Raw genomic sequence first — 13,717 nt, 5'->3', positions numbered from 1 at the left:
CTGCAAACTGAATACTCTATGAAAGTTCTTCTAATAATGTTGAAATTTCCATTTTTGCTTTGGATACCGATATTCTGCCGGATCGTACAAATTGCATTATTCCAAAAGGTTTCAATTTTTCATATAACGATTCTATTTCAGCACGTTGTCCTGATTTTGAAATCACAAAAAAGTCTCTTGCAACCGTAACTATTTCAGAGTGACTTTCCTTAATTATATTCTGAATTTGTTTTTCATCAAAAAGCAAGCTTGACTCAATTTTGAATAATGCATTTTCCAAGAAAATAGTTTCTTCATCGATATGATAAAACGCTTTGATGACTTCGATTTGTTTTTCGATTTGTCCTACTATATTTTGTACCCATTTTTCGGTTGTATTAACAACAATTATAAATCTGGAAACATTTTCTATTTCAGATTCGGATACATTTAAACTCAAAATATTGATGTGGCGTTTCAAGAATATTCCAGATATTCTGTTTAGTAAGCCAACGTTGTTTTCTGAATAAACAGAAATGGTGAATGTTTTATTTTCCATTTTTTTATGTCCTCCCCCCAACCCCCTCCGAAGGAGGGGGAGCCGTAACTGGCATAGGGGATGTTTATAATTTTTACTACTAATTCAAAAAAATATAATCTTTTAACAATTTCTCTTCCAATCTCCCTCCCCTTCGGGGAGGGTTGGGGTGGGGATTAACTCAATCTTATATCAGAAACCGATGCTCCTGTTGGAATCATTGGGAATACGTTATTTTCTTTTTCCACCATAACTTCAAGGAAATAGGATTCTTTTGAAGCCATCATTTCGGCAACGGCAGCATCAAGATCTTCTCTTTTGGTTACTTTTTTAGCTTTGATATAATAGCCTTCAGCAATGGCTATAAAATTAGGATTGATCATTTCCGTAGAAGCGTATCTTTTATCAAAAAACAATTGTTGCCACTGACGAACCATTCCTAAAAATTCATTGTTTAGGACCACAATTTTCACAGGAACTTTGGTTTGAAAAATAGTTCCTAATTCCTGAATCGTCATTTGAAAACCTCCATCGCCAATTATGGCTACGACTTCGCGATCTGGCATTCCCATTTTGGCACCAATCGCAGCCGGTAAAGCAAATCCCATAGTTCCTAATCCACCAGATGTCACATTACTTTTTGTCGAATTGAATTTGGCATACCGACACGCAAACATTTGGTGTTGCCCCACATCCGAAACCATTATCGCATCTCCTTTTGAGTGTTTGTTGATCATTTCGATCGTTTCACCCATCGAAATTCCCTTGTCATTTGTAGGTTTTAATTCCTCATTGATTACTGATTCTAATTCAATTTTATATAATTCTTTGAATTTGTTATGCCAGGATTCATGCGTTTTACTTTCGATAAAAGGAAGTAAAGCGGTCAAAGATTCTTTTACATCAGCCAAAACAGCAACCGTAGTTTTTACATTTTTATCTATTTCTGCAGGATCAATTTCAAAGTGAATTACTTTGGCTTGTTTCGCATAAGTGGCTAAATTACCTGTAACACGATCGTCAAAACGCATTCCAAGAGCAATTAAAACATCACATTCATTCGTCAAAACATTAGGTCCGTAATTTCCGTGCATTCCTAACATCCCCACATTCAACGGATGATCTGTTGGCATTGCCGAAAGTCCTAAAATCGTCCACGCAGCCGGAATTCCTGATTTTTCCACTAATGCTTTTAATTGTTCTTCGGCTTCGCCAAGGATTACTCCCTGACCAAATATGATAAATGGTTTTTTTGCATTATTAATTAATTCTGCCGCTTCCTTAACTTTTTCTAGATTTAAAGTTGGTTTTGGATTGTAACTTCTAATGCTGGTACATTTTTTATAACTGAATTCAATTTCGTCAAACTGAGCATTTTTTGTAATATCAATTAATACGGGACCCGGACGACCAGATTTGGCAATATAAAATGCTTTTGCAATGATTTCAGGAATTTCTGAAGCTTCCGTAATTTGATAATTCCATTTGGTTACCGGAGTCGAAATTCCGATGATATCTGTTTCTTGAAAAGCATCAGACCCTAGTAAATGCTTCCCTACTTGTCCTGTGATACAAACCATTGGAGTCGAATCGATTTGAGCATCAGCAATTCCTGTGACTAAATTTGTTGCTCCCGGCCCCGAAGTTGCAATCGCCACTCCCACTTTTCCTGTTGCTCTTGCAAAACCTTGTGCAGCATGTGTAGCGCCTTGTTCATGACGTACTAAAACGTGGTGTAACTGGTCTTTAAATTTATATAATTCGTCGTAAACAGGCATTATAGCTCCACCTGGATAGCCATAAACCAAATCTACTCCTTCTTCTAATAAGCATCTTATTACGGCTTCGGCGCCGGATATTTTATTTGTTCCCATGGGTACGTTTATTATTTTTCCTCCCCCCAACCCCCTCCGAAGAAGGGAGAGCCGAAACTGGCATAGGGGAATTTATATTTATTATTTGTTTCTCAACTCCCACCCCTTTGGGGAGGACTGGGGTTGGGATTATTTATCAGTTACACATCCTTCAGAGGCACTGGTGACCGAACGAATATATTTAAGTAACACTCCTTGTTTAATTGATGATTCTGGTTTTTTCCAATTGGCTTTACGTTTTGCAAATTCTTCGTCGGATATTTTCATATTGATCGTATTTTTCACAGCATCAATTGAAATTACATCACCGTTTTCTATTAAAGCAATTCCTCCACCTTCATAGGCTTCTGGAGTAACGTGACCTACTACGAAACCGTGAGAACCTCCAGAAAAACGTCCGTCCGTAATTAAAGCGACGGTACTTCCTAAGCCAGCTCCCATAATTGCGGATGTTGGTTTAAGCATTTCAGGCATTCCCGGACCTCCTTTTGGACCACAATACCGAATAACAACGACATTTCCTGGTTTTACCTGGTCTGCTCTAATTCCTTTAATTACATCATGTTCGTTTTCAAAAACTACTGCTGTGCCTTCAAAAAACTCACCTTCTTTACCACTAATTTTTGCCACACAACCCTCTGAAGCTATGTTTCCGTATAAAATTTGAATATTTCCAGTAGCTTTTAATGCTTTTTGGATTTCATGAATCACTTCTTGTCCATCATTCAAATCAGGTACAGAAGCTAAGTTTTCAGCAATTGTTTTTCCGGTTACCGTTAAACAATCTCCGTGTAAGAAACCTTCTTTCAATAAATATTTCATTACGCCTGGTACTCCACCAACATTATGCAAGTCTTCCATTAAGTATTTACCGCTTGGCTTCAAGTCAGCAAGTAATGGTGTTTTATCACTAATATCTTGGAAATCTTTTAAGGTAAGATCAACACCTACTGAGTGTGCCATTGCAATTAAGTGCATTACCGCATTAGTGGAACCGCCTAAGACAGCCACAATTGTAATCGCATTTTCGAATGCTTTGCGAGTCATAATATCTCTAGGCTTAATATCTTTTTCTAATAATATTCTGATGGCTTTACCAGCATCAGCACATTCTTGTTTTTTTTCTGGACTCAAAGCAGGATTAGAAGAACTGTATGGTAAACTCATTCCTAATGCTTCAATGGCAGATGACATGGTATTTGCTGTATACATTCCGCCACAAGCACCTGCACCCGGACAAGCGTTTTGTATCACACCTTTGAAATCTTCAGGAGTAATAGCGTTGTTGAATTTTTTCCCTAATGCTTCAAAAGCAGAAACAATATTCAAATCTTCCCCTTTCCATTTTCCCGGGTGAATCGAACCTCCATAAACCATAATAGAAGGGCGATTGACTCTGCCCATAGCCATCAGCGCTCCTGGCATATTTTTATCGCAACCTGGAACAGCAATCATTCCATCATACCACTGTGCTCCCATAACTGTTTCAATAGAATCTGCAATAACATCACGGGAAACCAAAGAAAAACGCATTCCATCATTACCATTTGAAATTCCATCACTGACACCAATAGTATTAAAAATCAAACCAACTAAATCTACTGCCCAGACTCCAGTCTTGATATCTTTAGCCAAATCGTTTAAGTGCATATTGCAAGGGTTTCCATCATAACCCATGCTCACGATTCCAACCTGCGCTTTTTTAAGATCTTCTTCCGTTAATCCAATTCCGTACAACATGGCCTGAGAAGCTGGTTGTGTTTCATCTTGAGTAATAGTCTTGCTGTATTTATTTAATTCCATTATTGGTTGTTTCGGTTCTATTCTTGTCGTTTCTACTTTTATCTTTTTTTGCTATACAATCGTCGACTGTCCTATTTTTACATTATCAATTTTAAAATATAAATCATCCTTATTTAATATGAAATTCGCAATAAAATCACCGACTTCATTGGTTCCAAATTTTGAATCCGATTTCAAATCAACAGTAACCGCATTATCTTCGATAGCTTTTTCCACTGCTTCATATACTTTTTTAGCCTCTTTATGAAGTCCAAAATGTTCTAATAACATTGCTGCAGATAATATTGACGCAATAGGATTTGCTATATTTTTTCCTGTAGCTTGTGGGTAAGAACCATGTATAGGCTCGAAAAGTGCGTTAGTATGACCCAAAGATGCGGATGCCAATAAGCCAATAGATCCTGTAATTACACTGGCTTCATCAGATAATATATCCCCAAATAAATTCTCGGTTAAAATCACATCAAATTGTTTTGGATTGAGAATGATTTGCATTGCTGCGTTATCAACAAAAAGGAAATCTAAAATTACCTCCGGGTAATCCTCAGCAACTTTTTTTACGACTTTCCTCCATAATCTGGATGTTTCAAGAACGTTAGCTTTATCCACCAGGGTTACTTTTTTCCTTCTTTTTTGGGCACTTTTAAATGCAAGGTGGGTGATACGGGAAATTTCTTCTTCTGAATATTCACACAAGTCCGATGCAAATGTTCCCGCCTCATTTAATTTTTTTTCGCCAAAATAGACTCCGCCTGTCAGCTCTCTAAAAATAATGAAGTCAGCGCCCTCAATTATTTTTCTTTTTAAAGGGGAAGAATCTAATAATGAATCGTATGGTTTTATAGGCCGGATATTTGCAAAAAGACCTAATTCTTTTCTCAATTTTAACAAACCTTGTTCGGGACGGACTTTGGAATCCGGATCGTTATCATATTTCGGATCACCGATTGCACCAAATAAAACAGCATCGGTATTAAGGCAAAGATTCAGTGTTTGTTCGGGAAGCGGATTTCCTGTTTTTTCAATGGCAATAGCGCCAACAAAGGCATCTTCAAAAACAAACTCATGGTCATAAACGACACCAATGGCGTATAATGCTTTTTTCGCTTGTAAAATTACCTCCGGTCCTATTCCGTCTCCTGCCAATAATGCTATTTTTAAGTTCATGTGTTTGATTTTTTTAATTGTCTGGTAATTGTTAAACCAAAATATATATTTAACTTCTAATTAATTCACTCTGTATTTTGCAACATTCTATAATTTGATGAATATCGTCATTGACTACTTCTTTTTTGATATCTGCGAATTTTAGAAACTCCACATAAACGATATCTAATTGTACTTTTGTAAGTTCATAACCTACTTTTTTTGCTCTGTAAGCTAATGCTGCTCTGCCGCTTCTGGCCGTAAGAACGATTGAAGATTCATTTACACCCACATCCAACGGATCCATAATTTCGTAAGTTGATCTGTTTTTTATAACGCCATCCTGATGAATACCGGAACTGTGCGCAAAGGCATTAGCGCCTACAATCGCCTTATTGGGTTGCACCATCATGCCCATACTTTCTGAAACCAACCGACTCATTTCGCTTAATTGCTTTGAATTAATATCTGTATATAAATTTAAATAGGGATGTTGTTTGAAAATCATAACGACTTCTTCAAGTGCCGTGTTTCCTGCTCTTTCGCCTACGCCATTAATAGTACATTCTATTTGTCGGGCTCCATGTACCGCTCCGGCAATAGAATTGGCAGTAGCCATTCCTAGATCATTATGACAATGGCAAGACAGGATTACGTTATCAATTCCTTTGACGTTTTCTTTTAAATATTTAATTTTTGCACCGTATTCTTCCGGCAAACAATACCCCGTTGTATCAGGAATATTTAGTACCGTAGCACCTGATTTTATTGCTTCCTCACATACTTTTGCCAAGAATTCATTATCGGTTCTTCCGGCATCTTCGGCGTAAAACTCGACGTCTTCTACAAAAGATTTAGCATAAGAAACAGCATATTTTGCTCTTTCAATAATATCTTTCCTAGTTGTGTTTAGCTTATAAATTATATGAGAATCTGAAGTTCCGATACCAGTGTGAATACGCGGTCTCTTTGCATATTTTAAAGCTTGAGCTGCAACATCGATATCGTTTTTTACTGCTCTGGTCAATCCACAAACTATTGCGTTCTTTACAATTTTGCTTATTTCTACAACAGATAAAAAATCACCAGGACTAGAGACAGGAAAACCGGCTTCTATAATATCTACACCCATTTGATCTAATCGATTTGCTATAATAAGTTTCTGACCAGTGTCTAATTTACATCCTGGTACTTGTTCACCATCTCGCAACGTAGTATCAAAAATTTGAACTTTCTCCCTATCCATTTTCATTTATTTAATGTAATTTCACATCTTGATAGCAAAAATAGATTTCAAGAGTTTATACAAAAAATGCATTTTAATCAAATATACTGCTCATAAAAGAACTAAATAATACTTAATCGACTTATTTACAACGTATTACACTTCTAAATTTTACAATGGCTAACCATCAAAAAGATTTCTTGTTTGTATTGATAAAATCCCTTTCAAAATCTGAAAAAAGACAATTCAAGATTTTTGCAAGCCGATTGGAAACCAGTTCCAATACAAAATTCATTGAATTATTTAATATTTTGGACAAATCAGAAGGCTATGATGAGAAACTCATTTTAAAAAGTGGGATTATAAAAAAAGTGCAGTTATCAAATCTAAAATCTTATCTGTACAAGCAAATTTTGGTCAGTATTCGCTTGAATATTCCCAGTCAGAATATGAGGTATCAGCTGAGAGAACAAATTGATTTTGCTACTATTTTGTACAATAAAGGATTGTACAAGCAGAGTTTAAAAATTTTAGATAAAACAAAGATTTTAGCTTTAGAAAATGACGAAAAACTCATGGCCTATGAAATTGTAGAATTTGAAAAACTTATTGAATCACAGTATATCACAAGAAGTATTCAAGGTCGTGCCGATGAGTTAGTGGTGCAAGCCAAAGAACTGAATTATCGCAATACGATTTCAAGCAAATTGTCTAATTTATCGCTGCAGTTGTATGGTATAATGTTAAAGACGGGTTATGTAAAAAGTGATGAAGAATATAAATATATAGACGATTATTTCAAAAAACACATTTCTAAATTAGATGAGAAAAAATTTGGATTTAGAGAAAAATATTGGTTTTACAATGCTAATCTTTGGAGAAGCTTTTTAGTTCAGGATTTTCTTTCCTGTTATAAATACTCTTTAAAATGGGTGACTCTTTTTTACGATAATCCAAGTATGATTCATTTAAATCCTGTGTTTTTCCTAAAAGGAAATCATTATTTATTAGAATCTTTATATATGTTGAAGTACAAATCTAAATTTAAAAAGTATTTAGAGCTGCTGGAAGATACCATCAAAGATTCCCATTTCCCGGTGAATGACAACATTGCGTCTTTATCATTTTTATATGTCTATAATAATAAATTGAATTACCATATTCTTGAAGGTACTTTTGCCGAAAGCGAATACTTAATTCCCGAAGTATTAAGTAAATTAAAAATTCACACGGACCATCTTGATGGTCATCACGAAATGATGTTTTTTTACAAAATTGCCAGTATTTATTTTGGAAATGAAAAATATGTTGAATCGATATTCTACTTGGAGAAAATTATAAACAACAAAAATCTTTCTATGCGAGAAGATTTGATGTGTTTTGCCCGATTACTGAGTTTGATTGCGCATTACGAGTTGGGTAATGATTATTATTTAGAAAATCAATTGAGAAATACCTATAAATTTTTATTAAAAATGAACGATTTGCATGAAGTGCAAAAAGAAATAATTAAGTTTTTGAAAAACTTAAATTCCATTTATCCAGGTGACATTAAAAAGGAATTTGTGAAAATGAGAGAACGTTTTATCGAATTAGAAAAAAACACGTACGAAAAAAGAGCATTTCTTTATCTGGATATTATTTCATGGTTAGAAAGTAAAATAGAGAATCGAAAAATCAGTGATATTATCAAAGAAAAAGCAAAATTGAGTAATCGCTAATTTTTTTTTAGCTGATTACACTTTGTTAAATTCGGACTAATTTAATTTTGTTATTTGAGCCAAGAACCAATGTCATTATTTGCTCTTGGCATCTAATTTCTCCTTTTTCGAAAAGATAATTATTAAAACACTTTATATCGCAGTTAATTACAAAACTGTATTCCTGGAATAAATTGCTCGAATTAAAAAATATTGTAAGAACTGAACTTAAATTTGCAAGTGTTCAAATAATTATTACTTTTATAAAATACTTAAAACTAAAATTTATGAACGGATTTTTCAAAACAATAATAGCAGGATATGGCGCCAAAAAATTGGGCGGTGGCTGCTTTGGTACAATTATTTTATTTATAATAATCTATTGGATATTAGGTTATTTTTAGGATTTACATACTGAAAATAAGCTAATTATAAATTCAAGACTTTAATATGCCAAAAGCAGATTTAATTCATTTTCAAACCTGCCTTTTGGCAAATATTGATCTTCCAAAGCTTTTGTAAAAGGAATTGGACTGTCTAAACTTGCCACTCTTTTTACTGGCGCATCAAGGTATTTGAAACAATTCTCCATTATCATTGCCGATATATCGCTGGCAATTCCTCCAAACATACTGTCTTCCTGATAAATAATTACTCTTCCTGTTTTCTTTACCGATGTAAAAATAGCTTCAGTATCCAAAGGCTGTAAGGTTCTTAAATCCAACAAATCAGCTGAAATTTCAGGTTTTTTTGCTAAAGTATCCAAAGCCCAATGCACTGCTGCCCCAAACGAAATGATAGTAACATCAGCTCCTTCTTTCAACAAAGCCGCTTTTCCTAGTGGAATCGTGTAATAGTCTTTAGGTACATCCTGGTACACGCTTCTGTACAATTGCTTGTGCTCAAAAAACAAAACAGGATTTGGATCGTTTATAGAAGTATTCAATAATCCTTTGGCATCATAAGGAAATGCCGGATAAACCACTTTTAATCCCGGAGTTTTAGTAAACCAAGCTTCATTGGTTTGCGAGTGAAAAGGCCCCGCTTGAGTTCCTCCACCACAAGGCATTCGAACTACAACATCGGCTTTTTCTAACCAGCGGTAATGCGATTTGGCTAATAAATTCACAATGGGATTAAATCCTGTGGAAACAAAATCGGCAAACTGCATTTCCACAATCGCTTTGTATCCATTGATTGATAATCCCATTCCTGCCGAAACCACTGCACTTTCGCAAATTGGCGTATTGATGACACGCTCTTTGCCAAACTGGGCGACAAAACCATCCGTGATTTTGAAAGCACCGCCATATTCAGCAATATCCTGACCCATGATTACGGAGTTTTCATGGCGTTCCATTGATTGTCTCAAACTGGTAGAAATCGCATCTATAAAACGAATGTTTTCTTTTTCTTCTGAAGGTTTAACGTGTTCAAATACATGCGGTTTATAAACATCATTTAGCTCTTCACTTAAAGTAGCTTCAATTTCCGGTTCCGCATTGGCAATAGCCAGACTTTCATCAATATCTTTTTTTATTTCAGTATGTAAAGCAGCGTCAAAATCAGCGGTAAGAACTCCGTTTTCTGCCAAGTATTTTTTATAATTTTCTACTGGATCTTTAATCGCCCACATGTCCATTAATTCCTGTGGAACGTATTTGGTCCCACTCGCCTCTTCGTGCCCTCGCATTCTGAAGGTTTTAAATTCCAATAAAACCGGACGTGGATTTTCTTTCATCGAAGCCTTCAATTCAGATAATAAATTAAACACTTCCAGAATATTATTTCCATCAACTATATGACTTTCCATTCCGTAGCCTTTTCCTTTATCAGCTAGGTTTTCACAGCGGTATTGTTCATTGGTTGGCGTAGAAAGTCCATAACCGTTATTTTCTATCACAAACAGCACCGGCAATTCCCAAACCGAAGCAATATTCAGCGCTTCGTGAAAATCTCCTTCACTTGTAGCACCTTCGCCAGTAAAAACTGCAGTAATTTTTCCGTTTTTCTTGAGTTTATTGGCCAAAGCGATTCCGTCAGCAACGCCTAATTGCGGACCTAAATGCGAAATCATTCCTATAATCTTGTATTGTTGTGTTCCAAAGTGAAAACTGCGATCGCGACCCTTGGTAAAACCATTGGCTTTGCCTTGCCATTGCGAAAAAAGGCGGTACAGCGGAATGTCTCTTCCAGTAAAAACTCCCAAGTTTCTGTGCATTGGCAAAATGTACTCATCCGAATCTAAAACCGCAGTAACACCTACAGAAATAGCCTCTTGACCAATTCCAGAAAACCATTTGGATACTTTTCCCTGACGAATAAGAATCAACATTTTCTCTTCTATCAGCCTTGGTTTCAGTATTCTTTTATATAAATCTAATAATTGATTGTCAGTAAGATTTTTTCTGTCGAAGATCATTTTTGCGATTTTATTGTATGGTTCAAAGATAAAAAAATATAACAGTTTAGTATTATATTGTTATAAATTTTCACATTCTTTATAAGTTTTAAAATTCAGATATAAAATTATTCTTTACATTTGTATCTGCAAGGTTTTTACCTTCAAGTTATTAAAAAATATTTAAAAGTATGCAAAACATTCCTAGTGTTGACTTGCGTGATTTCCTTTCGGACGACCCGAAACGTAAACAAAAATTTGTAAATGAAATCGGAAGTGCATTTGAAGATATTGGCTTCGTAGCACTCAAAGGGCATTTTTTAAACGACCAGTTGGTTGATGAATTGTATGGTGAAATCAGAAATTTTTTCGCTTTACCTTTAGAAACAAAACACAGTTACGAAATCCCTGGAATTGGCGGACAAAGAGGCTATGTTTCTTTTGGAACAGAACATGCCAAAGGCAGAAAAGAAGGTGATTTGAAGGAGTTTTGGCATTTTGGACAATATGTGTCTGAAGATTCAAAATATGCTTCAGAGTACCCAGAGAATGTTGAAGTTAAAGAACTTCCCCGTTTTAATGTGGTAGGTAAAGAAGCCTACCAAATGCTTGAAAAAACAGGAGTTTATGTTTTAAGAGCTTTGGCTTTGCACCTCGGTTTGGATGAATTTTATTTTGACAAGTATGCCAAAGACGGAAATTCAATCTTAAGACCTATTCATTACCCACCAATCACATCTGAACCGGCAAACGCAATTCGTGCTGCTGCTCACGGTGATATCAATTTGATTACTTTGTTGATGGGTGCGCAAGGAAAAGGTTTGCAAGTGCAAAATCATAACGGAGAATGGATTGATGCCATTGCTGAACAAGATGAATTAGTAATTAATGTGGGTGATATGTTGTCGCGTCATACGAATAACAAATTGAAATCTACGATTCACCAAGTGGTAAACCCACCAAGAGAATTATGGGGAACTTCACGTTATTCTATTCCGTTTTTTATGCATCCGGTGAGTGATATGAAATTGGATTGTTTGGAAAACTGTATTGATGCAGAACATCCAAAACAATTCGAAGATATTACCGCAGGAGCTTATTTATACGAGCGTTTAGTAGATTTAGGGCTTATTAAAAAATAATTCTTAATAAATAGTTCAAGAAAGACATCGAGTTCGCTTGATGTCTTTTTGCTTTTATAGAATTGGAACGCGGATAACGCAGATTTCACAGATTTACACTGATATAATTATTTATGAGTAGCATTTTACATCAAGAATTAACATAGTCAATAATAAAGATATTTTTTGAAGTCTATAATGAATTAGGATATGATTTTCTCGAAAGAGTATATCAAAATGCATTGTATTATGAGCTTAAAGCAAATGGTTTTCATGTTGAAGCACAGAAAAAAATTAAAGTTTATTATAAAGAAATTGAAGTTGGTGATTACTTTGCCGATATTATTGTAAATGATTTAGTGATTTTAGAATTAAAGGCTCAGGATTATTTAGTGGAAGCAAATGAATTTCAATTAATCAATTATTTGAAATCTACTCCATGCGAAGTAGGATTGCTTCTTAACTTTGGTAAAAAACCAGAATTTATTAGAAAAGTATATCAAAATAATAGAAAATAAAAAATCCGCGTTAATCCGTAAAATCCGTGTTATCCGCGTTCAAAATATATAAAATTATGGACTTACAAGACCAGTTAAAAAACCTTTTTCCAGATCACGAACCATCGCCTGAAGAGCAAATTATAGAAGAGGCACACGAATTATACGTTCAAAAAGAGCCTATGATTTGCAAATTCGAAAAGCGAAAAGGAAAAGCGACCACTATAATTGAAGGTTATGAAGGAACCGACGCCGATTTTAAAATTCTTGCCAAGGAAATCAAAACCAAATTGAGTGTTGGCGGAACTTTTAAAGATGATTCTATCATTATTCAAGGCGATTATCGCGATAAAATAATGACTATTTTAAAAGAAAAAGGCTTTAAAGTAAAACGAGTTGGAGGTTAGAAAAAGTGATCAGTTTTTAGCTATTAGTATTCAGTTGAGCAACTTTAAACCTTAAACATTAAACAAAAAAAACAATGATACAATCATCAGAATTAATATTAAATCCAGACGGTAGCGTTTACCATTTGAATTTAAAACCAGAACATATTGCACACGACATCATCTTTGTTGGAGATCAAAATCGTGTGGAAAAAATTACACAGTTTTTTGACAGCATTGAATTTTCGACTCAAAAAAGAGAATTCAAGACCCAAACCGGTATTTTCAAAGGCAAACGAATTACAGTAATGTCTACAGGAATTGGTCCTGACAATATTGATATCGTCATCAACGAACTGGATGCATTGGTCAATATCGATTTGGAAACCCGCAAACCAAAAGAAAAGCTGATTTCTTTAAACATTATCCGAATTGGAACTTCGGGTTCTTTGCAAGCGGATATTCCTGTGGACAGTTTTGTACTATCAAAATTCGGATTAGGATTGGATAACATGCTCCGCTCCTATTTGATTGACGAAGTTTCGAATCTGGAGATGGAAGATGCTTTTGTGAAACACACCAATTGGGATTTAAAAAAAGGAAAACCATACGTAATTGCTTGTTCCGAAAAACTGGAAAAAATAATTGAAAGCGACAAAATGCACAAAGGAATTACCGCAACTGCAGGTGGCTTTTACGGTCCACAAGGTCGCGTGTTGCGTTTGAATATTCAAGATGAAGAATTGAATTCTAAAATGGATAATTTTATATTTGGTGACAACCAAATTACAAATTTAGAGATGGAAACCGCAGCAATTTATGGACTTTCGGCACTTTTAGGACACAATGCATTATCACTTAACGCTATCATTGCGAATCGTGCTTCGGGAACTTTTAGCGAAGATCCATACAAAGCAGTTGATGAATTGATTGCGTATACATTAGAAAAAATTGCTTTAGGATAGAGAAATTAATTTTCAAAACCGTACCCATTTGTAGTTTTAAAAAAGTGCTTTTAATTTTTTTAAAACTACATTTGTTTTTAGA

The 13,717-nt window shown here is 34.9% G+C and carries 11 protein-coding genes; 5 read left to right on the top strand and 6 right to left on the bottom strand.

Annotated elements, in window-relative coordinates; genetic code table 11:
* Window positions 1–16: 16 nt before the first annotated feature.
* From ilvN to E0F89_RS13340, 5 genes are all read right to left on the bottom strand, one after another.
* Window positions 17–538: an acetolactate synthase small subunit gene (gene ilvN, locus E0F89_RS13360; protein ID WP_131910276.1), complete on the bottom strand. Its 522-nt coding sequence runs from the start codon at window positions 536–538 to the stop codon at window positions 17–19.
* A 155-nt stretch (window positions 539–693) separates the two neighbouring features.
* Window positions 694–2,391 carry a biosynthetic-type acetolactate synthase large subunit gene (gene ilvB, locus E0F89_RS13355; protein ID WP_131910275.1) on the bottom strand — a complete coding sequence of 566 codons (1,698 nt, stop codon included), beginning with the start codon at window positions 2,389–2,391 and terminating at the stop codon, window positions 694–696.
* 129 nt (window positions 2,392–2,520) lie between these two features.
* Window positions 2,521–4,194 carry a dihydroxy-acid dehydratase gene (ilvD, locus tag E0F89_RS13350; RefSeq protein ID WP_131910274.1) on the bottom strand — a complete coding sequence of 558 codons (1,674 nt, stop codon included), beginning with the start codon at window positions 4,192–4,194 and terminating at the stop codon, window positions 2,521–2,523.
* A gap of 51 nt (window positions 4,195–4,245) precedes the next feature.
* Window positions 4,246–5,361, bottom strand: coding sequence for a 3-isopropylmalate dehydrogenase (gene leuB / locus E0F89_RS13345; protein WP_131910273.1), 1,116 nt, complete (start codon window positions 5,359–5,361; stop codon window positions 4,246–4,248).
* A 49-nt stretch (window positions 5,362–5,410) separates the two neighbouring features.
* A complete protein-coding gene (locus E0F89_RS13340) occupies window positions 5,411–6,586 on the bottom strand; it encodes a 2-isopropylmalate synthase (protein ID WP_131910272.1) in 1,176 nt (391 codons plus the stop codon).
* A gap of 155 nt (window positions 6,587–6,741) precedes the next feature.
* Here E0F89_RS13340 and E0F89_RS13335 point away from each other — a divergent pair, with 155 nt between their 5' ends.
* Complete coding sequence (locus E0F89_RS13335; protein WP_131910271.1) at window positions 6,742–8,286, top strand: hypothetical protein; 1,545 nt, start codon at window positions 6,742–6,744, stop codon at window positions 8,284–8,286.
* 424 nt (window positions 8,287–8,710) lie between these two features.
* Here E0F89_RS13335 and E0F89_RS13330 read toward each other — a convergent pair whose 3' ends face one another.
* On the bottom strand, window positions 8,711–10,687 hold the full coding sequence (locus E0F89_RS13330; RefSeq protein WP_131910270.1) for an alpha-ketoacid dehydrogenase subunit alpha/beta: 1,977 nt from the start codon (window positions 10,685–10,687) through the stop codon (window positions 8,711–8,713).
* Window positions 10,688–10,857: 170 nt separating this feature from the next.
* On the opposite strand from E0F89_RS13330, the gene E0F89_RS13325 reads away from it, so the two are divergent.
* The 4 genes from E0F89_RS13325 to E0F89_RS13310 all read left to right on the top strand — a co-directional run bounded on the left by E0F89_RS13325 (window position 10,858) and on the right by E0F89_RS13310 (window position 13,635).
* On the top strand, window positions 10,858–11,808 hold the full coding sequence (locus tag E0F89_RS13325) for an isopenicillin N synthase family dioxygenase (protein ID WP_131910269.1): 951 nt from the start codon (window positions 10,858–10,860) through the stop codon (window positions 11,806–11,808).
* 149 nt (window positions 11,809–11,957) lie between these two features.
* Window positions 11,958–12,305 (top strand): GxxExxY protein, encoded by a 348-nt coding sequence (locus E0F89_RS13320; RefSeq protein WP_317126101.1) that lies wholly within the window; start codon window positions 11,958–11,960, stop codon window positions 12,303–12,305.
* A gap of 56 nt (window positions 12,306–12,361) precedes the next feature.
* Window positions 12,362–12,691: a translation initiation factor gene (locus E0F89_RS13315; RefSeq protein ID WP_131910268.1), complete on the top strand. Its 330-nt coding sequence runs from the start codon at window positions 12,362–12,364 to the stop codon at window positions 12,689–12,691.
* 74 nt (window positions 12,692–12,765) lie between these two features.
* Complete coding sequence (locus tag E0F89_RS13310; RefSeq protein WP_131910267.1) at window positions 12,766–13,635, top strand: nucleoside phosphorylase; 870 nt, start codon at window positions 12,766–12,768, stop codon at window positions 13,633–13,635.
* Window positions 13,636–13,717: the final 82 nt, after the last annotated feature.

Origin of the sequence: Flavobacterium caseinilyticum (assembly GCF_004349085.1) — a bacterium.
GTDB classification, from domain to species: domain Bacteria; phylum Bacteroidota; class Bacteroidia; order Flavobacteriales; family Flavobacteriaceae; genus Flavobacterium; species Flavobacterium caseinilyticum.
This window is presented reverse-complemented; position numbering and strand designations above follow the sequence as displayed.

Bases quoted from the DNA above. Each gene is read 5' to 3' on its own strand.
- E0F89_RS13335 (WP_131910271.1), top strand. From the start codon at position 6,742: ATGGCTAACCATCAAAAAGATTTCTTGTTTGTATTGATAAAATCCCTT.
- ilvD (WP_131910274.1), bottom strand. From the start codon at position 4,194: ATGGAATTAAATAAATACAGCAAGACTATTACTCAAGATGAAACACAA.
- leuB (WP_131910273.1), bottom strand. From the start codon at position 5,361: ATGAACTTAAAAATAGCATTATTGGCAGGAGACGGAATAGGACCGGAG.
- E0F89_RS13340 (WP_131910272.1), bottom strand. From the start codon at position 6,586: ATGGATAGGGAGAAAGTTCAAATTTTTGATACTACGTTGCGAGATGGT.
- E0F89_RS13325 (WP_131910269.1), top strand. From the start codon at position 10,858: ATGCAAAACATTCCTAGTGTTGACTTGCGTGATTTCCTTTCGGACGAC.
- ilvB (WP_131910275.1), bottom strand. From the start codon at position 2,391: ATGGGAACAAATAAAATATCCGGCGCCGAAGCCGTAATAAGATGCTTA.
- E0F89_RS13330 (WP_131910270.1), bottom strand. From the start codon at position 10,687: ATGATCTTCGACAGAAAAAATCTTACTGACAATCAATTATTAGATTTA.
- E0F89_RS13315 (WP_131910268.1), top strand. From the start codon at position 12,362: ATGGACTTACAAGACCAGTTAAAAAACCTTTTTCCAGATCACGAACCA.
- ilvN (WP_131910276.1), bottom strand. From the start codon at position 538: ATGGAAAATAAAACATTCACCATTTCTGTTTATTCAGAAAACAACGTT.
- E0F89_RS13310 (WP_131910267.1), top strand. From the start codon at position 12,766: ATGATACAATCATCAGAATTAATATTAAATCCAGACGGTAGCGTTTAC.